The sequence below is a fragment of the Oribacterium sp. oral taxon 078 str. F0262 genome, assembly GCF_000160135.1.
GTDB lineage: Bacteria > Bacillota > Clostridia > Lachnospirales > Lachnospiraceae > Oribacterium.
Window position 1 is genome coordinate 266,569 of record NZ_GG729934.1, and the last position, 24,145, is coordinate 290,713.

At 56.0% G+C, this 24,145-nt stretch carries 25 protein-coding genes; 2 read left to right on the plus strand and 23 right to left on the minus strand.

The annotated features are described in order from the left end of the window. Positions 1-8 precede the first annotated feature (8 nt). Positions 9-710 (plus strand): DUF5714 domain-containing protein, encoded by a 702-nt coding sequence (locus GCWU000341_RS04995; RefSeq protein ID WP_040653677.1) that lies wholly within the window; start codon positions 9-11, stop codon positions 708-710. 104 nt (positions 711-814) lie between these two features. Beyond that, complete coding sequence (gene lexA / locus GCWU000341_RS05000; RefSeq protein ID WP_021774429.1) at positions 815-1,465, plus strand: transcriptional repressor LexA; 651 nt, start codon at positions 815-817, stop codon at positions 1,463-1,465. Between the two features lie 177 nt (positions 1,466-1,642). Here lexA and GCWU000341_RS05005 read toward each other — a convergent pair whose 3' ends face one another. The 23 genes from GCWU000341_RS05005 to GCWU000341_RS05120 form a co-directional block, all read right to left on the minus strand. After that, complete coding sequence (locus tag GCWU000341_RS05005; protein ID WP_009214711.1) at positions 1,643-2,044, minus strand: hypothetical protein; 402 nt, start codon at positions 2,042-2,044, stop codon at positions 1,643-1,645. Between the two features lie 37 nt (positions 2,045-2,081). Continuing rightward, positions 2,082-3,176, minus strand: a complete 1,095-nt coding sequence (locus GCWU000341_RS05010; protein ID WP_009214712.1) for a tyrosine-type recombinase/integrase — start codon at positions 3,174-3,176, stop codon at positions 2,082-2,084. 161 nt (positions 3,177-3,337) lie between these two features. Continuing rightward, a complete protein-coding gene (locus GCWU000341_RS05015) occupies positions 3,338-4,783 on the minus strand; it encodes a TrkH family potassium uptake protein (RefSeq protein ID WP_009214713.1) in 1,446 nt (481 codons plus the stop codon). A gap of 18 nt (positions 4,784-4,801) precedes the next feature. Continuing rightward, on the minus strand, positions 4,802-6,163 hold the full coding sequence (gene trkA / locus GCWU000341_RS05020; RefSeq protein WP_009214714.1) for a Trk system potassium transporter TrkA: 1,362 nt from the start codon (positions 6,161-6,163) through the stop codon (positions 4,802-4,804). Further along, positions 6,160-6,720: a Holliday junction resolvase RecU gene (locus tag GCWU000341_RS05025; RefSeq protein ID WP_009214715.1), complete on the minus strand. Its 561-nt coding sequence runs from the start codon at positions 6,718-6,720 to the stop codon at positions 6,160-6,162. The genes trkA and GCWU000341_RS05025 overlap by 4 nt, the downstream gene beginning before the upstream one ends. Beyond that, a complete protein-coding gene (trpS, locus tag GCWU000341_RS05030; RefSeq protein WP_009214716.1) occupies positions 6,693-7,838 on the minus strand; it encodes a tryptophan--tRNA ligase in 1,146 nt (381 codons plus the stop codon). Before trpS ends, GCWU000341_RS05025 begins: the two co-directional genes overlap by 28 nt. A gap of 186 nt (positions 7,839-8,024) precedes the next feature. Then, a complete protein-coding gene (locus GCWU000341_RS05035; protein WP_009214718.1) occupies positions 8,025-8,381 on the minus strand; it encodes a YraN family protein in 357 nt (118 codons plus the stop codon). Further along, on the minus strand, positions 8,356-9,111 hold the full coding sequence (locus GCWU000341_RS05040) for a ribonuclease HII (protein WP_155812652.1): 756 nt from the start codon (positions 9,109-9,111) through the stop codon (positions 8,356-8,358). The genes GCWU000341_RS05035 and GCWU000341_RS05040 overlap by 26 nt, the downstream gene beginning before the upstream one ends. Next, positions 9,062-9,949 carry a ribosome biogenesis GTPase YlqF gene (gene ylqF / locus GCWU000341_RS05045; RefSeq protein ID WP_009214720.1) on the minus strand — a complete coding sequence of 296 codons (888 nt, stop codon included), beginning with the start codon at positions 9,947-9,949 and terminating at the stop codon, positions 9,062-9,064. Before ylqF ends, GCWU000341_RS05040 begins: the two co-directional genes overlap by 50 nt. Positions 9,950-9,999: 50 nt before the next feature. Next, the gene (lepB, locus tag GCWU000341_RS05050; protein WP_036600001.1) at positions 10,000-10,530 is read right to left on the minus strand and encodes a signal peptidase I; all 531 of its coding nucleotides are present in this window, start codon (positions 10,528-10,530) and stop codon (positions 10,000-10,002) included. 150 nt (positions 10,531-10,680) lie between these two features. Beyond that, positions 10,681-11,031: a 50S ribosomal protein L19 gene (rplS, locus tag GCWU000341_RS05055; protein ID WP_021774417.1), complete on the minus strand. Its 351-nt coding sequence runs from the start codon at positions 11,029-11,031 to the stop codon at positions 10,681-10,683. A gap of 120 nt (positions 11,032-11,151) precedes the next feature. After that, on the minus strand, positions 11,152-11,877 hold the full coding sequence (trmD, locus tag GCWU000341_RS05060) for a tRNA (guanosine(37)-N1)-methyltransferase TrmD (protein WP_009214723.1): 726 nt from the start codon (positions 11,875-11,877) through the stop codon (positions 11,152-11,154). Then, entirely contained in the window at positions 11,874-12,410 is a 537-nt protein-coding gene (rimM, locus tag GCWU000341_RS05065) for a ribosome maturation factor RimM (RefSeq protein ID WP_009214724.1), read from the minus strand. Before rimM ends, trmD begins: the two co-directional genes overlap by 4 nt. 164 nt (positions 12,411-12,574) lie before the next feature. After that, positions 12,575-12,802 carry a KH domain-containing protein gene (locus GCWU000341_RS05070; protein ID WP_009214726.1) on the minus strand — a complete coding sequence of 76 codons (228 nt, stop codon included), beginning with the start codon at positions 12,800-12,802 and terminating at the stop codon, positions 12,575-12,577. Between the two features lie 34 nt (positions 12,803-12,836). After that, on the minus strand, positions 12,837-13,076 hold the full coding sequence (gene rpsP, locus GCWU000341_RS05075) for a 30S ribosomal protein S16 (RefSeq protein WP_009214727.1): 240 nt from the start codon (positions 13,074-13,076) through the stop codon (positions 12,837-12,839). A 118-nt stretch (positions 13,077-13,194) separates the two neighbouring features. Next, positions 13,195-14,571 carry a signal recognition particle protein gene (gene ffh, locus GCWU000341_RS05080; RefSeq protein ID WP_009214729.1) on the minus strand — a complete coding sequence of 459 codons (1,377 nt, stop codon included), beginning with the start codon at positions 14,569-14,571 and terminating at the stop codon, positions 13,195-13,197. Then, entirely contained in the window at positions 14,561-14,875 is a 315-nt protein-coding gene (locus GCWU000341_RS05085; protein ID WP_009214730.1) for a transcriptional regulator, read from the minus strand. Before GCWU000341_RS05085 ends, ffh begins: the two co-directional genes overlap by 11 nt. A 117-nt stretch (positions 14,876-14,992) precedes the next feature. Continuing rightward, a complete protein-coding gene (ftsY, locus tag GCWU000341_RS05090) occupies positions 14,993-15,868 on the minus strand; it encodes a signal recognition particle-docking protein FtsY (protein WP_009214731.1) in 876 nt (291 codons plus the stop codon). 2 nt (positions 15,869-15,870) lie between these two features. Continuing rightward, complete coding sequence (gene smc, locus GCWU000341_RS05095) at positions 15,871-19,155, minus strand: chromosome segregation protein SMC (protein ID WP_009214732.1); 3,285 nt, start codon at positions 19,153-19,155, stop codon at positions 15,871-15,873. Next, positions 19,136-19,840, minus strand: a complete 705-nt coding sequence (rnc, locus tag GCWU000341_RS05100; protein ID WP_009214733.1) for a ribonuclease III — start codon at positions 19,838-19,840, stop codon at positions 19,136-19,138. The genes smc and rnc overlap by 20 nt, the downstream gene beginning before the upstream one ends. Next, the gene (gene acpP, locus GCWU000341_RS05105) at positions 19,833-20,078 is read right to left on the minus strand and encodes an acyl carrier protein (RefSeq protein ID WP_009214734.1); all 246 of its coding nucleotides are present in this window, start codon (positions 20,076-20,078) and stop codon (positions 19,833-19,835) included. The genes rnc and acpP overlap by 8 nt, the downstream gene beginning before the upstream one ends. Positions 20,079-20,081: 3 nt before the next feature. Further along, a complete protein-coding gene (plsX, locus tag GCWU000341_RS05110; RefSeq protein WP_040653470.1) occupies positions 20,082-21,125 on the minus strand; it encodes a phosphate acyltransferase PlsX in 1,044 nt (347 codons plus the stop codon). 868 nt (positions 21,126-21,993) lie between these two features. Then, complete coding sequence (locus GCWU000341_RS05120; protein WP_040653474.1) at positions 21,994-24,090, minus strand: elongation factor G; 2,097 nt, start codon at positions 24,088-24,090, stop codon at positions 21,994-21,996. Between the last annotated feature and the right edge of the window lie 55 nt (positions 24,091-24,145).

Here is a 24,145-nt window from a genome sequence, read left to right on the forward strand (position 1 = left end):
GGGACCGAATGAAAGACGGCTGCCTGATCTGCGGAGCGGATTTGGAATATCTCAGCGATGAGATCCCGATGAAATGCTCCATCTGTCATAAGACAGAGCAAAGCAAGACAAGATGTGTCCATGGGCACTATGTCTGTGATGACTGTCATATGAAAGGAATGGACAGCATCTTTTCCTTTTGTATGAAGAGTCAGAGCAGGGATCCCGTAGAAATCCTGGAGGGGATGATGTCCCTTCCTTTTTGCCATATGCACGGACCTGAGCACCATGTGATGGTCGGGGCCGCTCTTCTGAGCGCGTGCAGAAATGCCGGGAAAAAGATAGATCTGGAGCATTCCCTCCTGCAAATTTATCGCCGCGGAAGGGAAGTCCCCGGGGGATCCTGCGGATACTGGGGCGCCTGCGGCGCCGGCATCAGCACGGGGATCTTTGTTTCTGTGCTTACCTTTTCCTCTCCTCTTTCCGGAGAAAGCTGGGGAATCTCCAATCTTATGACAGCGAGAGCGCTGGAGAGGATCGGACGATACGGGGGCCCCCGCTGCTGTAAGAGAAATTCCTATCTGGCCCTTATAGAGGCGGTAAAGCTTATAAAAGAATACTTCGATATCCCGATCGAGATCAAAAAAATCAGCTGCTCCCGCTCCTCCCGAAATGAACAATGCCTGAGAAAACGCTGCCCCTTTTTCAGGAATGCTGACTCGGGATCCTAGTACAAATGTTTGTAGATGCCGGAAAGATATGTTAAAATGAAGAGGACCCCGGAATTAGCCGGAATAGATTGGCCCTTGAGAGAGGGGACGGAAGGGAGGTAAAGATGGGAAGAAAAAAGAAGGAGCCGGATGCCAATCATATGACAGAGATGCAGGCCGCGGTTTTTCAATATCTGAAAGCCCATGTCAAGGAAAAAAATTACGCTCCCTCCGTCCGGGATATCTGCCGCGCGGTCGGGCTCAAGTCCACCTCCAGCGTCTTCAGCTACCTGAATGATCTCGAAGCTATGGGCCTCATCCGGAAGGATCCGACGCATCCCAGAGCGATTCAGATCCTGGGGCTAAACCAGGATGCCCGGGAAGAGGGCGGAAGAGAGCTCGTCCAGGTCCCGCTTCTCGGCACCGTCGCCGCGGGGCAGCCGATCTTTGCGGAGGAAAACATCACCGATTATTATCCGATCCCGGTAGATATGCTTCCGAATCAAAGGATCTTCATGCTGAACGTAAAGGGGGATTCTATGATTAACTGCGGTATCCTGAGCGGAGACCGCGTCATTGTGGCACAGCAAAACAGCTGTGAAAACGGGGAGATCGTCGTCGCCCTCATCGATGACAGCGCCACCGTAAAGCGCTTCTATCGAGAAAAGGATTATATCCGGCTCCAGCCGGAGAATGACAGCATGTCTCCCATTCTGGTGGAAAATTGCGAGATCCTCGGAAAAGTCATCGGCCTGATTCGGATGGGGCTTCACTAAATCATGTCCCGATCCTTTTCCTTCCCCGCGGAAGAACGGAAATAGGGATTTAGGACATGCATGTCACTTTTAATTATGACATGCCTCCGGGAGCTCCTTCGAGGAGATAGCTTACCTGAACTTATACTTTAACTTATACTTTCATGAATCTACTGGAAAACCGGGTGTCGGCCTGCCTCAGAACCAGCCCTCAGCTTCCTTTCCCCAGAGCCCATTCTCTTTATATTTTTTTACGCGGCGCTGGTAGCTTCGGAGGAGGAGACCGGCGTAGTCCGCAGCTTCTGCGGCGCTGTGACACTGACGGTAGAGGTAGACTTCGCAAATCCTTCGGAGCTTTCCGAGCTTCCTCCTTTTTCCGGCATTTCTCTTTAAGAGATCCTCGTAGACCGCGATCTGGAGGAGGGCGCTTCCGTCTCGCCATTCGGAGAGGAGATAGCGGGTTCCGTGTCGCTCTGTGAGCTCTGACAGGAGAGAGAACTCCTCCTGAAGCTTCCCGTAGTCCTCCCGGGACGGGCAGAGGATGCGGACGGATTCCGTCCAATGTCTTCCCACTCCGATTTCAGACCAGCGCTTCAGCATGCCTTTTCTCCCTTTCCTTATCTCGCTGAAATACTTCCTAATCCTCTCTTAAGTGCACGCGGTTTCTCGCGCTTCTGCGGCGTTCCTCCTCCAAAGCGGCATAGTGCTTTTTCGTCGTATTGACATCCTCATGCCCGAGGACGTCCGCCACGAGATAAATGTCCCCGGTCTCCCGGTAGAGATTCGTGCCATAGGTGCTCCGGAGCTTATGCGGGGTAATATGTTTTAACGGCGTGACGGCGGAGGCGTATTTTTTTACCATGTTCTCGACTGCCCGTACACCGATTCTTTTCTTCTGAAGGGAGAGGAAGAGCGCGTCCTCCGAGCTGGAGAGCGCAGGCATCTTTTTCCGGGCTTTGAGGTAAGAGGAGAGGATGCGCTCTACCTCATCGCTGAAGTAGACTGTGACCTCCTTTCCGCCCTTCCGGTGAATGCGGATTCCGTCTGAATTCAGGTCCAGATCCTGGATATTCAGCCCTACGCACTCGGAGACGCGGATCCCGGTGCCGAGCATGAGACTTAAGATCGCGGTGTCCCTAAGGGCCGTCTTTTCATGAAAGCGCTGCTGCCTCTCCGTCAGCTTTTCCCCGCTCTCCGCTGTATCCAGAAGATCCGCGACCTCGTTTTCGTCCAGACGGATAATTTCTCGGTCCCTGAGCTTCGGGAGGATGAGGAGAGAGGCCGTGTCCTCCGAAATCAGCTGATCCCGGTAGAGATACTTGTAAAAGCTCTTGAGAGAGGAGATCTTTCTCTTGATGCTCTGCTCATGGTTCAGAATTTCGATTTTTCCTTTTCCTTTCCGCCCGGAAGCCCGGTCCTCCGGGAGCTCCTCCTGTTCCCGGACCCGGTATTTCAGGTATTCCATATATTCCTCCAGGCGGAGAACCGGGAGGCCAGCGATATCCGACAGGACGAATTTTTCGATCGGCTTTCCCGAGAGCTCCGGGACGGAATCTGCAAGAAACTGAAAAAAGACGCGGAGATCATAGGCGTAGGCGATTCTCGTCCGAGAGGAGGTCCTCGGTTCAATTGCCCGGAAAAAGCAGCGGCAAAACGGCGGGAGCTCCTGAAGGAGCCCACGGAGCTTTAAGGTATTGTCGCGATCCATCTGTTCATGATATTTCAGAGGCATTTTCCCTCCTTTCCTCGTTTTTTATTATATCTATTCGTTAAACAAGAGTTTAGCGAATAGATATAGATCTGCTCCCCCGCGTTCTCATTTCCCTTTCAGGCCAAGGAGCTGCTTCCTTCTCATCCTATACCATCTTATCCTATTGTTTCTATACCGATTCTTCAATTCGTCTTCCTCCAGGTTCTGTGTGAAAACAGGATCAGCATGGGCAGGATCTCCAGTCGGCCCGCCAGCATGTCAAAGATCATGACGAGCTTTGAAAAATCCGAGTAGGCGGAAAAATTCCTCACAGGGCCCACCATGCCAAGCCCCGGTCCGATATTGTTGAAGGTGGCGGCGACCGCGGAGAAATTCGTCGTGAAATCGAAGCCGTCGAAGGAAATGAGAAAGACCGAGCTCATGAAGAGGAAGCAATAGAGAATCAGATAACAGTTCACCGATCGGACAATGGGGTGATCCAGGCTTTTTCCCTCCAGCCGTATCCTTCTCACAGCCTCCGGGTGTATGATGAGGTGCATTTCCTTCCCGATCTCCTTCCCCATGATGATGAGCCGCGAGACCTTTATCCCTCCCCCGGTGGATCCCGCGCAGGCTCCGCAGATCATGAGAAAAAGGAGAAGCATCTGGCAGGGCGCGGGCCAGAGATTAAAGTCCAGACTGGAAAAGCCCGTCGTCGTGATGATGGACCCCACGGTGAAGAAGGAGTGATGCAGAGCGTAGAGAAAGTCCCCTCCGCATTGCCGGAGGATCTGGAAGGCGATGAACAGCGTGGAGAAGGCGATGATGAGAAGGTAATATCTCGCCTCCTCCGAGTGGAGAGAATCCCGGAATCTCCTCTTCTGCATGAGATAATAGACATTGAAGTTCACCCCGAAGAGGATCATGAAGATCGTGATAAAGAACTGACTCAGCATGCTGTAGTCCGCCATGCCGCTGTTTCGAACCGCAAAGCCGCCGGTCCCCGCTGTTCCGAAGCCGATGCAGAGCGAATCGAAGAGGGGCATACCCGTCAGAAGAAAGACCGCGATCATCAGGACCGTCAGGGCGAGGTAGATCTTATAGAGGGCCTTCGCGCTGTCCGCGACTCTCGGGACCATCTTGCTCACATCGGGGCCCGGGGACTCGGCCTTCATGATCATCAGATTATAGCCGCCTCCCAGAGGGAGGATGGTGAGCACCAGCACGAGGACTCCCATTCCGCCGATCCAGTGGGAGAAGGAGCGCCAGAAAAGGAGCCCCTTCCCGAGGAACTCCACATCCCCGAGGATGGAGGAACCCGTCGTCGTAAAGCCGGAAACGATCTCAAAGACCGCATCCACATAGCGCGGGATCCTCCCGCTCAGAAAAAAGGGGAGCGCCCCGACCAGGGAGAGGACGATCCAGCAGCCCGCGACGGCCACAAAGCCCTCTCTGGCATAAAAGGCGGTCCTCCGCGGCTTTTTAAAGCCGAGTATGGTTCCGAAAATCCCTGAGAGGAGGGCGACCAGAAGGATGGGAACGGCACTTTGCTCCCGGTAGATGAGTGAGATAAGGAGAGGAAGGAGCAAAGACAGCGCCTCGATCTTCAGAACCCACGCGAGAATATAGACTATCATTCCGAAATTCATCGAAAGCTCTTCTCCTTGCTATGCCAGAATATCCTTTAAGTCGTTGAAGCCGGTATTTGTGGTCACGATGATGACGCGGTCTCCGGGAAGCATATAATCCGATCCGCCGGGGGTGATGACCTTGTGGTTTCGGATGATGCCTCCCACCAGGACGTTTGGCTTAAAGCGAAGCTCCGAGAAGCTTCTCCGGATGAGCGCCTTGTCCTCTCCCACCTTGAACTCCAGGGCCTCGGCCTTCCCGTCCGCGATCCGGTAGAGCGTCTCGACATTGGAGCCGAGGGAATTCTTTAAAGCCCTGACATACTGGATGATGGACTCCGCGACGATCTGCTTTGGGTAAATCACGGAGCCCAGGTTCATCTCGCTGGTCACATTTTCAAAGGCGATGCGGTTTATTTTTGTGATGAGCCTCGCATCGGAGAGCTTCCCCGCATAGAGAGAAAGCATGATATTTTCCTCGTCAAAGCCGGTCAGGGAGCAAAAGGCGTCGGTCGTCTCAATTCCCTCCCGAAGGAGAAGCTCCTGATCCACGCCGTCTCCATTGATGATGGTCGCGGCGGGCAGGGCGTCGGAGAGATAATCACAGCGCTCCCGGTTCGACTCGATGATTTTCAGCTTCATCCGGAGCCTGGATTCCTCGACATATTTTGCGATATAATAGCTGATCCTCCCCCCTCCGACGATCATGCAGTCCCGGACCGGCTCGTATTTGATGCCGATCTTCTGGAAGAAGGGGGTGATATCCCCGGGGTCCGCGATGAAGTTGATCTCGTCCCCCCCGAAGATCTCGTCGTCTCCGCCGGGAATCCGGACCTCCTCTCCTCTTCGGATGGCGCAGATCAGTACATTCACGCCGATCTTCTCCGGGAGATCCCGGAGCCTAAGCCCGCAGAGGAGACTTCCCCCCGGGATCTTCGTCCGGATCAGGTCGAGGCGTCCGCGGGAGAAGCTGTCGATCTTCATGGCAGAGGGAAAGCGGAGCAGCCTCTCCGCCTCCTTCGCCGCCGCCATCTCCGGGTTGATGACCATCGCGAGATTAAGCTCATCCCGAAGGTATCCGATTTCATTCGTGTACTGGGGGTCCCGGATCCTCGCGATGGTGCTGCAGTTCCCCTTCTTTTTCGCGATCAGGCAGCAGAGCATGTTGATCTCATCGGAGCTTGTGGCGGCGATCAGAACATCCGCATTCTGTATGCCCGCCTCGCTCTGCGTCTGAAGCATGGCTCCGTTTCCGTGGATTCCCATGACATCGATGGACTCCACGGCATGCCGCAGAGCCTTTTCATTGTTATCAATAATGGTCAGGTCATGCCCCTCCCGGTTCAGCTGATCCGCCAGGGTGAGCCCCACCTTGCCGCATCCGACGACAATGATATTCATGCCTTCTGCTCCTCTTCTCTCTCCCTGTCCCGCCGCAGAAGGTCCTCCTTGAGCGGCTCCAGAAAATGGATGAACATGTCCTTGTGGGCGCGGATCCGGTAGCTCCTGTCGATCTCCTCGTAGCGGAAGCTCTTCCGCCCCCCCTCCTCTCTCCTCTTCCAGAAACGATAAATGTCCCGGAACGGGACATAGTAGCATTCCTGCATTTTGGTAAAGGAAAGCACAATGAAGCTGACGCCGCCCTGTGACTCGAAGTCCCGCATAAAGAGAACCTGATGCGGATGAAGATTTCGAAGGGAAAAGGACCTCTCCGCGCATTCCTTCGCGTCAAAGCAGACCGGAATTCCCTGGACGACACCGATGTAGTCCACGGTGGACTTCTGATTAAAGTAAGCCAGATTGATCTGGTGCAGCCCCTTGTCCATGCTGATCGGGGTGATGGGAGTCGGAACCTTCTGGACAAGCGCGAGCTGCTTCTCCCGGTAGCTCTCCACCGTGAGGTTGATCAGCTCCTCAAGCTGAGAGCCCCTCAGCCCTCTTGAGTTCCATGTACCCATGCTTCCCAGTCCTTCACAATGGAGCGGTCCTCGAAATAATCGATTCTCATCGCGGAGCGGACCTCGGACAGAGTCTTCTCCGTGCGTTCCGCCGCGCGCTTTGTCCCATCGCGGAGAATCTCATAGACCTCCGGAATGCGCTTCTCCCAGTCCGCTCTCTTCCTCCGGATCGGAGAAAGCAGCTCCTCCAGAACCTTTAAGAGGAATTTCTTGCACTTGACGTCTCCCAGTCCGCCCTTTCGGTAGTGCTCCTCCATCTCCTCGAGGCAGCTGTATTCCGGAAGATATTCCGAAAACGCATCCTTCCCGGAGAAGGCCTCGAGATAGGTAAAGACGGCATTTCCCTCGACATGCCCGGGGTCATTGATATTGATGTGCTCCGGGTCCGTATACATGCTCATGACCTTCGTCTTCACGGTCTTTTCATCGTCTGAGAGATAGATTCCGTTCCCGAGGGACTTCGACATCTTCGCTCTCCCGTCTGTCCCGGGGAGACGCCTCCGGCTCTCATTTTCCGGGAGGAGGATATCCGGCTCGACCAGAATGTCCCTGTGGTAGGTCTGATTGAAGCGGCGCACGATCTCTCTCGTCTGCTCGAGCATCGGAAGCTGATCCTCCCCTACGGGCACGGTGGTCGCCTTAAAGGCGGTGATATCCGCAGCCTGCGAGACAGGATAGGTGAAAAAGCCCGCCGGGAGCCCGGCCTCATTCTCGTTTCCATTTTCTCCGGCGCTGAAGCCCCGGAGCTTCATCTCCGATTTCACGGTGGGATTTCTGCTCAGCCGCTGCGTCGTCACGAGATTCATATAGTAGAAGCTGAGGGAGTGAAGAGCGGGAAGGGCCGATTGGATGCAGATCGTGGAGAGCTCCGGATCGATCCCGACGGAGAGGTAGTCCAGCGTCACTTCTATGATATTGTCCCGGATCTTTTTCGGATTGTCCCAGTTGTCGGTCAGTGCCTGATCATCCGCGATGAGGATATTGATCTCATCGAATTTCCCGGAATTCTGAAGCTCTACCCTTCTCTGAAGGGAACCCACGTAGTGCCCAAGATGAAGCTTCCCCGTCGGACGGTCTCCCGTGAGAATCACCTTTCTGCCCGCATCCTTTGCTTCCATTTTCCCATCCTCCCAATCTCTAATCCGCTGCCAAAACTTGAGTCCCGCCCGGCTCTTCCGATCACCTGCCGATCTTTATGAGGGACTCCGCTCCCCTCTTTTCTTTGCAAAATCCGGAGAAACACGGATTCCAGGCACGGAAAGTCCGGATATCAGGAGACTTAAGCTCTATCCGCTCTTTTCCTCCTAGAACGCATTTCTGTAATGCCTTAGTTCTCCCTCGTCAATACTTATAATATCAAATCGACAGGGAGTATCCCAGAGGGAGAGCTGATTTTGCAAAAGATAATGCTCCGCGACGCTTCGGATCCTCTCCTGCTTCCTTCGGTCCACCGCCTGAAAGCCATAGCCCTTTTCCGAACGGCTTCTCGCCTTCACCTCGATAAAGACAAGGCAGTCTCCCTCCTTTGCGATGAGGTCGATCTCATTTCGGTGAAAGCGATAGTTTTTCGACAGGATAAGAAAGCCCCGGGAACGGAGATAATCCGCGGAGAGCGACTCGTAGTGCTGCCCCTTCTCATGATTTTTCTTCTTGTCCTCCATCTCCCGGATCCTGTCCTTTCGCCCCTCTCTCCTCTTCCTCCCGTGCCCTTTCGAAAAGCTTCTTAACGAAGCTTCTCCTGTGGATGCGGCACAGGCCCTTCGACAGGATTTTTTCCCGGTGGAGAGCAGTGCCGTAGCCCTTATGCCTTGCGAAGCCGTAGCCCGGAAATTCTCTGTCATAGCGAAGCATCAGACGGTCCCTGATCACCTTCGCGATCACGCTGGCCGCCGCGATGGACAGGGACTTGGAGTCCCCCCGTATGATCGGAAGCTGGGGGATTTCGATGCCCGGGATCGTGACGGCATCATTCAGGAGAAGCTCAGGAGGGCGCCCGAGCTTTGAAGATACAGAGAGGATCGAAAGCCGCATCGCCTCATAGCTTGCATTCAGGATATTGATTTCATCGATCCTCTTCTCCCCCACGATGCCGACGCCGAAGGCGAGCGCCTTTTTTGTGATCTCCGGAAACAGGAGCTCTCTCCTCTTCTCGCTGAGCTTCTTGGAGTCATCGAGATAGAGGATCAAGGCATCCTTTGGGAGAACGCAGCAGGCTGCCACAACGGGTCCTGCGAGCGGCCCCCTCCCCGCTTCATCAACTCCTCCGATCAGGGAGAGGTTGGGATATTGCTCCTCGTAAAAACGCATCTTCCGGAGACGGAGAAGCTCCTTCTCCAGGCGCTCATCCCCCCGCTCTCTCACAGCCCTCTCCCTCTCCATCCGATGATCCATGCTCCAGCGTAATCCTCCCCAGGCGTCCGGAGCGAAAATCCTCCAAAATGATGCGGGCCGTCCTCTCGTAGTCCGCCTCTCCCCCCTTTTTCACACAGCCCCTCTTCCTCGCGATCTCCGAAAAGGCGGGAAGCGCCTCCCGGACCGACATAAGCCCCTCTCCGTATCTTTCGGGGAGACTGTCTGGATAGTAGCGGATCAGGTACTTGAGAAGATAGAAGACGAGCTCTGACAGATTCAGGATCTCATCGTTGACGGAACCGATCAGGGCCAGGTTCAGCCCGACAATCTCCCGCTCGAATTTCGGCCAGGTGATGCCCGGTGTGTCCAGAAGCTGCAGGCGCCGGTTCACCTTGATCCATTGGTTTCCCCTCGTGACACCGGGGCGGTTTCCCGTCCTCGCCATGGCCTTTCCGACATAGCTGTTGATGAAAGTCGATTTCCCCGCATTCGGGATGCCGAGCACCATGGCCCGTATCACCGGTGTGAGGATCCCCCGCTTTTGATTTCGCTCGATGATCGGGGCACAGGCCCTCTCGATCAGAGGATTCAGTTTCTTTAAACCGGCGCGCTCTCTCGCATCAATCTCCATACTGTAAAAGCCTCTCCTCCGAAAGGCCTCGGAAAAGGCGCGGTTTTGTACGGGGTCCGCGAGATCCGCCTTGTTCAGAAGCATGATCCGGGCCTTGTCCTTTGCGAAGCTGTCAATATCCGGATTCCTGGAGGACTCCGGACAGCGCGCATCCAAAATCTCGATCACGAGCTCTACAAGCTGCAGGTCGTTTCGGATATTCCGCTTCGCCTTCGCCATATGGCCGGGATACCACTGAATCTTCATTGCGAGCCCTCCTTTCGTCAGCGCTGCGATATGGATATGCCGCTTCCCTCCTAGCGCGGAAGAGGTCCGAACTTTCGGAAGGGAAGGAGGCGGAACCATACCCTTCCGCTGATCTGAGATCTCTTGACATTTCCGACATTCTGGAAACGGCTGTCCTCGGAGGAATCCGCGTTGTCTCCGATCAGGAAATACTCATCCTGCTGGAGCTCTACCGGATTTGCTGCGATGCCGGGCAGGGCAATATTGGAGACTCTCTGCTTATCCAGAAGCTTTCCGTCGATATAGACGGAGCCATTTTGGATCGTGACGGTCTCCCCGGGAAGTCCGACCACCCGCTTGACATTCTCCGCGCTCCCGCCGCGCTGAAAGATCACGATGTCCATCCGGCGAGGGGCAAAGAAACGGTAGCTGAGTATGTCCACTAAAACGATATCTCCAGCGGAGATTCCGGGCTCCATGCTGTGCCCGGAGATCGTGGTCTGTGAGAGGAAGCTATGGACCACAAGCCAGGCCAGACTGATCATGACGATGACATCCATCAAAAAACGGACCCACTTTCGGATCGGATTTTTCTCCTTCATCGCTCCCGTCTCTCCTCTCTTCGTTTTCCCGGCTTGCCTCGCAGTTGGCTCTTGACGGGACTGATACACTTATACAGCAAGAATGGGCGCTCCCGCTGACAGGAGCACCCATTCGCTTGTCTGTTTCCGGTCTCCGCTTTGATTCCGGCCTCAGTTTGCCGCCTTGACCTTCGCCGCTTTTCCGACTCGATCCCGAAGGTAGTTGAGCTTAGCTCTCCTGACCTTGCCCCGGCGGACGACCTCGACCCTCTCAACGAACGGGCTGTGAATCGGCCAGGTCTTTTCGACTCCGACACCGTTGGAAGACTTCCTGACGGTGAAGGTTCTTCTGTTGGAGCCGCCCTGGACCTTTAAGACAGTCCCCTCAAAAATCTGTGTTCTCTCCCGGCTTCCCTCTCGGATCTTATTGTAGACCTTGACGGTATCCCCGGTGCGAAAAAGCGGAAGCTCCGCCTTTTTCTGTCCATCCTCGATCCCCTTGATGATCTCATATGCTGTCATGCTGATACCTCCCTGAACTAAAACCATGATGTTCATACGCGATCCTGGCGCCAGCGGAACATCAGATGTTTAACTTAAAAATTCTATCATAATCCGAAAGGAAACACAAGCCCTTTCAAGCTATTCGGCTCCGTTCAGCGCCTCCTCCGGGTGAGAGCGGATATAGGCCTCATAGAGCTCCGGACGGCGCTCTTTGGTCCGAAGCAGACTCTGCCTCTGCCTCCAGCAGTCGACCTTTTTGTGATCCCCCGAGAGCAGGATCTCCGGGACCCTCCTCCCCTCATAGATCTCCGGCCGGGTATACTGGGGATACTCCAGGAGACCGTTGGAGAAGCTCTCGATCTCATGGGAGGCCTCTTTATTTAAGACACCGGAGACAAGGCGCGATATCGCATCGATCATGACGAGTGCGGGAAGCTCCCCTCCGGTAAGGACATAGTCTCCGATCGAGATATTCTCCGTATGCAAAAGCTCCAGTGCCCGCTCATCCACCCCCTCATAGTGACCGCAGAGAAAGACGAGCTCTTCCTCCTCTGCGAGTTCTTCTGCGAGCCTTTGGTCAAAGCATCTCCCCTGGGGGGAGAGATGGAGCACTCTGGGGATTCCGCCGCAGTGCTCCAGGATCGCGAGAAAGCAGTCATGGATCGGCTGTACCTGCATCAGCATCCCGGCTCCGCCCCCGTAAGGGGCATCATCCACATGCCGATGCGGGTCCTTCGTGTAATCCCGGATGTCGAAGGCCTTGACGGAGATCCTTTCGTCCCGGATCGCCCGCCCCGTGATGGAAAAGGAGGATGCGTTTTCGATCATTTCCGGGAAAAGCGTCATCACATAGTAGCTCTTCATAGATCCAGCAGGCCCTCCAGAAGATGGATGCGAAGATAACCCTCCTCCGGCTTTTTTTCCAGCACGCAGTTTTCTGAATTCGGGATGAGGAGCTCTCTTCCTCCTTCCCTCTCCACGGAAAAGACATAGTTGGCGCCTGTCTCCAGGATGGAGCGGATTTTTCCGAGCTCCTCTCCGTCCTCTGTGAGGACGCGAAGCCCGATGTAGTCCCCCAGGAAGTATTCGCCCTCGGCGAGCGCCACGGCATCCGCGCGGTCGATCCAGAGCTCGGAGCCCCGAAGATTCTCCGCATCCTCGATCCGGTTGATGCCCGAAAGCTTTAAAAGGACGAGCTCCTTTTGGAAGCGGACGGATTCCACGGAAAACTCCCGTTCCGTCTCATCTTCTCTCCGAAGACCCCGAGCCTTTTTCCGAAGTCTCAGCTTTTTCAGCTCCAGAAAACGCTTCGGATCGTCTGTCGTCGGGATCACCTTGAGCTCTCCCTTCAGTCCGTGGGTCGCCGATATCATCCCGACTCTGAGCTCCTGAAGCATCTCTCTCCTTCCTCCCTAAAGCGGCCAAAGCCCGGCATCGCTCTGCCCGCGCTTCGGACTGCCGCCCTTTCGCCTTTGTCTGTCTTCGCAGAGACCGGCTGTCCCTTGTCCCGGTCTTTAATTTGAGCGGGAGCCCTCTTTCCCGGGCGAAAACGGCGGCGGACCTATTTGATGTCGACCGATATCCGAAGATCCGCCTTGGACGCCGCGGCATTCATGACAGAACGGATCGCCTTTGCAATACGTCCCGAGCGGCCGATCACCTTCCCCATGTCCTGCTCATTGACAGAGAGCGTCAGAACGAGTTCCCCGTCCCTCTCCTCCTCTGTGGCATGGACATCCTCCGGAAACTGGACGAGGGCTCTCGCAATCGTCTCAAGCAATTCCTTCATCTTAAACTCCAATCACTGCATCCATCCGCTTTTCTTAGAGGCCGACCTTTTTCAGGAGTCTCGCAACGGTCTCCGTGGGCTGTGCGCCGTTTTCAATCCACTTCTTCGCCTTAGCCGCGTCAAGCTTTAAAACGGTCGGCTCCTTCGTCGGATCATAGATGCCGAGCTCCTCGATGAATCTTCCGTTTCTGGGGCTTCTGGAATCCGCGACGATGACTCTGTAGTAAGGTGCGTGAATCTGTCCCATTCTTCTCAATCTGATCTTGACTGCCATTTCTTTTCTCCTTTTCCTTTTCTGCGAATTTCTGTGATTTTTACATTACGGCGCCGTGCAGGGGAATCCTGTGCCTCAGGGAAAATCTCCGGGCGGATGGAATGAGCCGCCGGGTATCCTAGAACGGAAATTTTCCTCCCCCCCGCATGCCCCCGAGAGCGCCCATGCCGGGGAAGCCGCCCCTTCCGCCCCTCATATTTCCGCCGAGCTGCTTCATCATCTTCTGCATCTGCTCGAACTGCTTTACGAGGCGGTTGACCTCCGAGATGTCGACCCCGGCTCCCTTTGCGATCCGCTTCTTCCTCGAGGGGTTCATGAGCTTCGGGTTGGCTCTTTCCTTGAGCGTCATCGACTGGATGATGCTCTTCACCCTCCCCATCTGCTTCTCGGATTCCTCGAGATCGAGGCCCTGCATCGCCTTGTTCATGCCGGGGAGGAGCTTCAGGATCCCGCCGAGTCCGCCGAGCTTCTTCAGCTGATTCATCTGATCCATGAAGTCGTCGTAGTTGAACTGGCCCTTGGACATCTTCCGGACGGATTCCCGTGCCTTCTTCTCGTCCATCTCGCCCTGTGCCCTCTCGATGAGAGAGAGCACATCCCCCATGCCGAGGATGCGGCCGGCCATGCGGTCCGGATAGAACTGCTCGAGATCGGAGAGCTTCTCTCCCATGCCGAGATAAAGGATCGGCTTTCCGCACATCGCCCGGATGGACAGGGCCGCTCCCCCGCGGGTATCTCCGTCGCACTTTGTGAGGATTACGCCGTCGATCCCCACCTTCTCCGAGAAGCTTTCCGCCACATTGACAGCCTCCTGTCCCGTCATGGCGTCGACGGTCAGGATGCTCCAGTCGACCCGGACGGCCTTTTTGATATCCTGGAGCTCCTTCATCAGCCTCTCATCGATCTGGAGCCGTCCCGCGGTGTCGATAATCACGAGATTCTGCCCCTGCTCCTTCGCATATTCCAGGGAGCGCCTCGCGATTTCGACGGGGCTTAGCTTATCGCCCAGCGAGAAGAAGGGAACCTCCTGCTTCTCCGCATTGACGCGGAGCTGGTCGATGGCGGCGGGGCGGTAGACATCGCAGGCGACGAGCAGCGGCTTTCTGTGCTGCTTTTTGAATTTTCCGGCGAGCTTTGCGGCGCTCGTCGTCTTTCCGGCTCCCTGGAGTCCCACCATCATGATGACGCTGATCTCGCTCTGGGGGCGAAGCCGGATCTCGGTCGTCTCGGAGCCCATCATTTCCGTGAGCTCCTCGTTTACGATCTTTACGACCATCTGCGCCGGAGTGAGGGAATGCATGACATCCTCTCCGACGGCCTTTTCCTTGACCTTCGCGGTGAAGTCCTTCACGAGTTTGAAATTGACGTCCGCCTCGAGAAGGGCCATGCGGATCTCGCGAAGCGCCGCATTGACGTCGTCCTCCGTGAGTCTCCCCTTCCCGGAAAGTCCGGAGAAAATATTGCTCAGCCGATCTGTCAGATTCTCAAATGCCATCGATGATCTCCCTTGCAAGTGCCTCTATCTTCGGGTCGCGGCACTGCTCCCGGATCGAAAGCGCAAGGCCCCGTATCCGAAGCAGCTTCTCCTGGAGCCTCAGTATCTCTTCAAAGGACTGCAGCTTCCTGTCCGCCCTCCGAAAAAGCTCCTGTGCCGCCTGCCGACTGATCGACAGCTCCTCTCCGATTTCAGAGAAGCTCATATCGTCTACGACATGGTATTCATAGACCCTCCGCGGGTTTTCCTTCAAAAGTCCGCCGTAGAGCTCGTAGAGATTTCCCTTCCTCACAAAATCTTCCATCCTCGCCCTCCGCCCGAAAAACGGGAAGTCCGAAGTCCCGCGGAAGCTATCCTAGCAAATCAAAAAGCAGCTGTCAAGGAAAAATCCTGGCAGCTGCTCCGCATTCCCGGGCGAGTGCTATTGCTTTTCGAAGATGGAATCCACATAGCTCCCCGCGTCAAAGCGGTGCAGATCCTTCGCCCTCTCGCCGGAACCGATATATTTCACCGGGATGCCGAGCTCGGACTGGACGGAGAGCGCGACTCCGCCCCGGGCGCTGCCGTCCATCTTCGTCAGAATGATCCCCGTCACCTGGCTGGTCTCCTGAAAGACCCGCGCCTGGCTCAGCGCGTTCTGCCCTGTTGTGGCATCCAAAACGACCAGAGTCTCCCGAAAGCCCTCCGAAAATTCACGGTCGATGATCCGGTTGATCTTTCCCAGCTCCTGCATGAGGTTTTTCTTATTATGGAGTCTCCCGGCGGTGTCGATGATGAGGATATCCGCATTTTTTGCCTTGAAGGACTGGAGAGCGTCAAAGACGACCGCCGCGGGGTCAGAGCCCTCCCTCTGCCGGATGACGTCCACTCCGACCCTCTTTCCCCATTCCACGAGCTGTTCGATCGCACCCGCGCGGAAGGTGTCCGCCGCGGCGAGGATGACCTTTTTCCCCATGGACTTAAAGTGCTCCGCGAGCTTCCCGATGGAGGTCGTCTTTCCGACGCCGTTAACGCCGATCACGGAGATGATGCTCTTCTGCCTCTCGAACTCATAGTAGCTTTCGTCTGTCCGCATCAGCTCATAGAGATAATCCTTCAGGATCTTCCGGACATCCTTCGTCAGATTGCAGCCCTTCCGCTTCGCCTCCCGGCGCACCGCATCGATGATCCGAAGCGCCGCGTCGGCTCCGACATCACTCATGATCATCGCATCCTCCAGCTCCTCATAGAAGCTGTCGTCCGCGACCTCACTGGACGAAAAGATATTGTTCAATAATTTGGAAAAAAAATTCGCCATACTTACTCCTCCAGCTGGTCCTGCACAAGGTCCACGGATACCAGGGTCGATACCCCCTTCTCCTGCATGGTGATGCCAAAGAGCCGGTCGGCCCGCTCCATCGTCCCTCTTCTATGGGTGATGACAATGAACTGGGTCTTATCCGTAAGACGGTTCAGGTACTCCGCAAAGCGGATGACATTGGAATCGTCCAGCGCAGCCTCGATCTCATCCAGAAGACAGAAGGGGGAGGGCTTCAGACTTTGCAGGGCAAAAAGGAGCGATATGGCGGTGAGAGCCTTCTCTCCTCCAGAGAGCTGCATCATGTTCTGGAGCTTCTTCCCCGGCGGCTCCGCGATGACATTGATCCCCGCCGTAAGGACATCCGGGTCCTCCGGATCCAGCGAGAGCTTCCCCTGTCCTCCCCCGAAAAGCACGCGGAAGACCTCGTCGAATTTGAGCTGGATCTTCGAGAAGTTCTCTCGAAACTGCCTGCGCATCCCGCTGTCCAGATCGCGGATGATCTTTGTGAGGCTCTCCTCCGAGCTCACAAGATCCTGATACTGTCTGTCCAAAAAGCTGTGACGCTCGGAGATCTCCTTGTACTGTTCGATCGCATCGAGATTGACGGAACCGAGGGCTCGGATTCCGGTTTTCAGGCGGTTCACTCCGGCCCGAAGCTCCTTTGTGTCGGGGAACTCCGGGGAGTAGCGCTCCTTCGCGCCCTGGTAGCTCAGATCGTATTCCTCGAGCATATAGCTTGTCAGGCTCTCAATCCGCTGCTCCTGCTTCTCCCTCTTATTCTGGACGCGGAGCGCCTCCTTTTCCATGAGAAGCAGGCGCTCGGACAGGGCATCCTTCCTGCCAAAGAAGCTGCTCCGTTCCGAGAGGATCTCTTCCTTTCTCTGCTCGGAAAGAGAGAGCTCCTTCTCTAAAAGAATCTTCTTTTTCTCCGTATTCTCGATGAGAGAGCAAAGCTCCTCTATCCTCTCCTCCCTTTCCCTGGCCTTCCTTCCGAAGCTCTCCTCTGAATCCTCAATCCCCGCCCTCTCCTCGAACAGCCTCCCGAGCTGATCGCTCAGTCGGTTCAGATTCTCCGTCACAAGATCCGTCCTCGCGGAAAGAGTGCTGTATTCTGTGTTGATCTCCGAAGCGATGCCAAGAGAGCTGGTGTTTCTCTCAAGCTCCAGTCTGCGAAGCTCCTCCTCCAGCCGGAGAAGTCTCTCCCCGCTTTGACGGAGCTCCTCCTGAGAATGGGTCCTTTTCTCCGAGAGCCTTGCGAGCTCCTCCTCCGTCTGCTTCAGTCTTTCCGAGAGCTCGGAGAGCTCCCTCCTCCGCCCAACGAGATTGGAACTGTTCCGATAGGCCCCTCCGGAGATGGAGCCCCCCGGATTTAAGAGCTCCCCCTCCAAAGTGACGATGCGGATGCTCTGATGATATTTCCTCGCGATCGAAAGCGCGTTCTCCATCCGGTCCACGATGAGGATCCGCCCCAGGAGATAATCCAGAAGCCCCCGGTAGCGCTCTTCAGAGTGAACGAGCTCGCTTCCGAGTCCGAGCGCGCCCTTCTCCTCCCTTGCCCTTAAGCAGTTTTCATCCCTCCTGCTCCGAAGATTCGGAAGGGGGAGAAAGGTCGCCCTCCCGAGACGGTTTTTCTTCAGGTAATCGACCATCTCCTTCGCTGTGGCCTCGTCCCCCGTCACAATATTCTGGAGGGCTCCGGCGAGCGCGGTCTCCACCGCGGTCTCGTACTGCCCCGGGACATCCAGAAGCTCCGATACCACACCGAGAATGCCGGGGCAGGTCTTTCTTTTTTCCATGACGGATTTTACCGCGTGCCCGTAGCCCTCATAGCGCTCTGCGAGATTTCGGAGAAGCTCGAGCTGATTTTTCTCCCGATCCCTCTCCCGGATCTTGTCCTGAAAAAGGCGCTGTCCCTCCTCGAATTGCCTTCGAAGCGCTGCCTCCTCTCCCCTCTTCTCCCTCCGCTCCGCTTCGAGAGCTTCCTGCCTTTTTGTGAGCTCCTCGAGTTCTCTTTGCTTTTCCTCAAGCTTATGGAGGAAAGCATCGGACTTTCCGGGGAGCGCCTTCTCCGCCTCCCGGATCGGGCGCTCTTCGAGAGAATAGTCCGCTCCCATGCAGGAGCTGACGACGGATCTCGCCCCCTTGAGACTCGCATCGATCAGACTGAGATCCAGCTCGATATTCTCCGGCTCCGCTTCCTTTCCGCAGCTCTCCCGGATAAAGGCAATCTGCTTTCGGATAAAAAGAAGTACGGAGACGGCGTCCTCAATCCCCGCGATTCTCTCGAATTCCTCCTTCTTCAGCGCGGCGATTCTCTCCCGGAAATGGCTCTTTTCGCTTTCCCCGCTTCTCATCTGTTCCCGCAGCAGCTCGACCTGACCGAGGAGCTCCGTTTTCAAAAGCTCCGACTTTGAGAGCTCGCTTCGGCCCTTTGCGAGCATTTCCTCCAGCTCCCTTTGCTTTTCCTCGATCTCTTTATATTTTTTCGCGAGCTCCTCGGATTCCGCCCGGACGGAGGCGAGCTCTGCCTGCACATTCTCCTCGTTCTCCGAGGAATCCGCGAGCTCCTTCGATGCGGCATCCATTTCCCGAAGAAACAGGTTTGCCTCATAGAGAATCAGCTGATCTCTGAGAGAGAGATACTGCTTCGCCTGCTCGGACTGCTTCCGGAGCGGCTCCATCTGACGGCCAAGCTCGTTCAGGATGTCTGTGACCCGCTGGAGATTCAGCTGCTCCTCCCCGAGCTTCCGCTCCGCGACATCCTTCCTTCTCTTATATTTCACGATCCCGACCGCCTCGTCGAAAAGGGCCCTCCTCTCCTCGGCCCTGCCGGAGAGAATCTTGTCGATCTGCCCCTGGCCGATGATGGAGTAGCCCTCCTTCCCGATCCCGGTATCATAGAAAAGCTCATTGATATCCTTCAGGCGGCAGTCCGTTCCATTCAAAAGATATTCGGACTCCCCGGAGCGGTAGATCCGCCTCGTCACCGTGAGCTCATCATAGTCCAGATTCAGCGCGTGGTCGGCGTTGTCGAGCGTGATGCTGACATAGGCGTAGCTCTGGGGCTTTCTCTTCTGTGTGCCGGAGAAGATGACATCCTGCATGGAGGCTCCCCGGAGCTGCTTGATCTTCTGCTCTCCCAGTACCCAGCGAACGGCATCGGAGATATTGGATTTTCCGGAACCGTTCGGTCCGACGATCCCGGTGACACCGCGGGAAAAGTCCAGCTCCGTCTTATTGGCAAAGGACTTAAAGCCCTGAATCTCAATGGATTTTAAATACATATCCGCTCTCCGCCTTGATCTTTAGTAAAGCCTGGTACGCCGCCGCCTGCTCCGCCTTTTTCTTGGAGGAGCCTTCGCCTCTTCCGTATTCTTTCTCCTCGATGAGCGCGGAAACCCGGTAGAAGCGTTCGTGGCAGGGACCGCTCTCCTCCAGGAGAGCATAGCGAAGAGAAAGGCGCTGCTTGGAGACATACTCCTGAAGCATCGTCTTTGCATCCCGATAAAGGCTCTTGTTCTCGATGTCGGAGAGCACCAGTCTTTTGATAAAGCACTGCGCTGCGGAGAAGCCGCCGTCCAGATAGATCGCGCCGATCACGGCCTCGAAGGCATCGGAGAGCACGGAATCCCGAAGCTGAATCCCCTCCCGGCCCTCTCCCCTCCCCAGGACAAGATAGTCTCCCAGGGAGAGCTTCCTCGCGGCCTCCGCGAGCGTCGGTTCACAGACAAGCGCGGCCCGGAGCTTCGTCATGACGCCCTCCTGGATCACCGGCACTCTATGGTAGAGGAAGTCACTTGCGGCCAGCTCCAGCACCGCGTCTCCCAGAAATTCCAGCCGCTGATTGGACGCCTCCTTCGGATCCCCCTGTTCATTGGAATAGGAGGGATGCGTGAGAGCATGGAGAAGAAGTTCGCGGTCCCGGAAGGAATAGGCTAATTTTTCTTCCAAAAGAGAAAGCCTATCCATCCACCTCTCCCGTCGCTTTCCGGATCGCTTCTGCGGCCTCTCCGACGGTCCGGATCTTCTCCGCGGCGTCCTCCGGGATCTCGATTCCGAACTCCTCCTCGATCGCCATTACGATCTGCACGACATCCAGAGAATCCGCCCCGAGATCCTCGACGAAGCGGCTTTCCATGTGAATCTCCGTTTCCGTTCCGAGATTCATCTCCTTCTGAATGATCTTCTTCAGCTTTTCCAGTTCCATCTTTTATCCTTTCTCCTCTTCCCGATCCGGGAGCGCCTCTTCGCTTTTCTCCGCCAAAAGACTTCTCTCGATCTTCCCAACGATATCCCTTCGGCAAAAGTCCGCGCACTGTCTGACAGCGTGCTTTAGCTCCGTACCATCCGTGTTGCCGTGCACCTTTACGACGAGCCCCTTCAGTCCGAGAATCGGCGCGCCGCCGTAGCGCTTTGCATCGAATTTAGAGAGCCCCTTTTTCAGGCTTTTCTGAATCAAGGCTGCGCCGAGCAGGGTGATGGGACCGCTCTGCTTCAGACAATCCTTAATTTCTGTGAGGAGCATCTTTCCGACTCCCTCATACATCTTTAAGACGACATTCCCGACGAAGGCGTCCGCGACAACGACATCGCAGCTTCCCTCCACGATATCCCTTGCCTCGACGGAGCCCTGAAAATGGAGCTCCTCATCCGCTCTGAGAAGAGGCATCGCCTCCTTCACCAGCCGATTTCCCTTCTCCTCCTCCGCGCCGATATTCACAAGTCCGACCGAAGGCCTCTCGATGCCGAGCATCTCCCGGAGATAAATGCTTCCCATTTTTGCAAACTGCAAAAGCCATTCCGGACTCGCGTCCACATTGGCCCCGCAGTCCGTGAGGAGACAGACCCCTCTCCTCGTCGGAATCAGCGCAGCGAGGGGCGGCCGGTAAATGCCGCGGATCCTCCCGACGATCAGCTGGGCTCCCGCAAGGATTGCCCCGGAGGATCCGGCGGAGATCAGCGCATCCGCCTTCCCCTCCTTTACAAACTGCATTCCCCTCACAATAGAGGAATCCTTCTTTCTCCGGATCGCAAGCACCGGGGACTCGTGAAGAGAGATCACATCCTCCGCATTGACAAGCTCCACCCGCTCCCCGTCGAAGGAATACTGCGAAAGCAAAGCGGAAATCCTCTCCTTCGGTCCGAAAAGGAAAAGTTTCGTGTCCTCCGTCTCCCCGAGGGACTCGATGGCCCCCTTTACGATGGCCTCCGGAGACTCATCTCCTCCCATCGCATCGATCGCAACTTTGATCATAAAAAACTCCCATGCCGGAATACCCGGCATCCATAAACATAAGCTTTTGTAAGACTCGGCTTCGCCCGGGAGGCACTTCTCTTCAAGAAGACTCAAGTACGCTCCGAGTCTGCCTGATGGCAGACTTCTGCACTTACATACTAGGGAAATGGTCGTGACAGGGTTGCGAATGCCGCCCTTGCCGTTTTGTCCGTCTGCGCACAGGCCGTCTGCCGCCCCGGCGTTTAGCGATTTGGTCTTTTAAATCGCTTAAGGACTCGGCTTCGCCCGGGAGGCATCAGCCGATCTCCCTTCGGGAGACACTTCTCTTCGAGAAGTGGTCAAGTACGCTCCGAGTCTGCCTGATGGCAGACTTCTACGCTTACGCGCCGCTGGCCGCGGCAGTCGGAGCGAGAGCGTCCTGTGCCGGGCGGGCAAAAGGCAGAAGAAGCGGTGTCCCTGCGTACTCATACCTCTTGTCTCGTCAAATGCCGAAAGATCTTATAGAGGGCCTTCGCGCTATCCGCGCCTCTCGGGACCATCTTGCTCACAGCGGTTCCCAGGGATTCGGCCTTCCTGAGGATCCTCATCAAGTATAAGTCCACGCGCTGCTCCGCTTCTTTGAAGCTCCCGCATCGCTCACAGGTATTCGACAATCGCCCTGCTCGCAATGCTCGCATGGCTTTTTGTCTCATACCTCTTGTTCCGTCAAATATCCAAATGCTCCTGCAAGCAAGCTTGCTCCGCATTTGTCTGCTTGACGGAGACTTATACAGTACTATAGTAAATTCCAAAGAAGCCGTCAACCGTCCTTATTCCGCACAGGGGAGAGGGGCGCGGGTTTCCGCGCCCCTCTCTTTTTCGGAGCTCTGCCAGGAGAGGCTTCCGCCTATTCCTGTGCCTTTGCCTCTTCCGCTTCCGCGACGAGCTGGTTCTGAATATCTCCCGGCGTCTGCTCATAGCGCACAAATTCGTACTCGTAGATGCCGCTTCCCCCCGTCATGGAGCGAAGATCCGTATTGTAGCCGTAGAGATTGCTCATCGGAAGCTCCGCCTCGATGCACTGCTTTCCGCCGTGCAGGGCATTCATGCCGAGCACTCTTCCACGCCGCTTCGTGAGGTCTCCCATGATATCCCCCGTATTGGAATCCGGGACCGTGACCTTCAAGGACACGATCGGCTCCAGGAGGACAGGCTGCGCCTGCATGAAGCCATCCTTAAAGGCGAGGCTCGCGGCGGTCTTGAAGGCCTGCTCGGAGGAGTCCACCGGATGATAGGAGCCGTCCAGGAGCACTGCCTTCAGCCCGACCACAGGATAACCGGCGAGCGGTCCCTTTTTGCAGGATTCCTGAATCCCCTTCTCGACCGCGGGGAAGTAGTTCTTCGGGACGGAGCCCCCGAAGACCTTCTCCTCAAAGACATAGGCCTTCTCATTGTCCCCGCTGGGGGAGAACTCCATGATGACATCCCCGTACTGCCCGTGCCCTCCGGACTGCTTTTTATAGCGGCCCTGGACCTTCACCGCCTTTTTGATGGTTTCCCGGTAGGCAAAGCGGGGCTTTTCGAGGAGCAGGGCCGCATTATAGCGCTCCCGGATCTTGGACTGAACCACCTCGAGCTGCTGCTCCCCGATGCCGTAGAGAAGGGCCTGGCGATTCTCCGGATCCGGAGCGGTCCGAAGCGTCCGATCCTCCTCCATCATCCGGGAAAGAGCCGTGGAGATCTTGTCCTCATCGGCCTTGTTTTCCGCGCGATAGGCCATATAGGTATAGGGTGTCGGGAAATGCGGGCCGTGGTAGAGGACGGGGGCATTTCTCACCGCAATGCTGTCTCCCGTTTCCGTGACGCTGAGCTTTGCGACAGCGCCGATATCCCCCGCGCGGAGCTCGGGGACCTCGATGGCCTCACTCCCCCGGAGGATATAGAGCTTTCCGACCTTCTCCATGCTCTCCCGGTTTACATTGTAGATCTCAGAGCTCTGGCGGAGCGTCCCGGTGCAGATCTTCATGAGGCTGTACTTCCCCATGAAGGGATCGACGATGGTCTTAAAGACCTTGGCGCTCAGAGAGGCCTCGGGATTGAACTTCGCGCTGAAGTGCTCCCCGGAGGAGGCATCCACTCCCATCGTCTCGGATTCGTTTGGAGCCGGGAAATACTTCTCGATGATCTGAAGGAGGACGTTAAAGCCCTGGGCATGGATGCCGGAGCCCATCAGGACGGGGGCAATGCTGCAGGTTCTGACATTTTCCTTCAGCGCATTCTGGATCTCCTCTATCGTAAACTCCTCCCCGGAGAAGTATTTCTCCATATACTCGTCGGAGGTCTCCGCTACCGCCTCCAGGAGGGCGCTTCTTGCGATGCCGAGATTTTTCTGAACATAGTCCGGGATATCGCAGGCCTCGTACTCATTTTTCTTCGTGAAGCGGCGGCCCGCCATCTTTACGACATTGACAAAGCCGACGAATTTCTCGTTCTCGCGGATCGGAAGCTGGAAGGGGGCGACGGAGCGGCCGAAGCGCTTCTCCAGGTCCAGTACGAGCTGACGGAAGGAGGCATGGTCATCATCCATATTTGTGACAAAGAAGAGTCTCGGAAGCTTCTCTCTCTCGCAGAGCTCCCAGGCCTTCACGGTTCCGGGCTCGATGCCGGCCTTGCAGTTTACGACGATGACTGCGGCGTCGGCGGCGGAGACCGCCTCCTCCACCTCACCCACAAAGTCGAAGTATCCCGGGCTGTCCAGGATATTGATCTTGTACTCGCCCTTTTCCCCCTTGTATTCAATCGGAATGAGGGAAGTGGAGATCGAGAACTTCCGCCTCTTCTCCTCCTTCTCATAATCGGAAATCGTATTTCCGTCCGGAACGGTTCCCATTCTCTGGATCGTCCCCGTCACATAGGCGAGAGCCTCCGCGACTGTGGTCTTTCCCGCCCCGCCGTGGCCCAAGAGAATTACATTCCGAATGCTTCCGGTGTCATAAACCTTCATATCCTCTTTCCCTCCTGTCGTCGAGCTCATTAAACTATGCCTATTGTACTAAAAC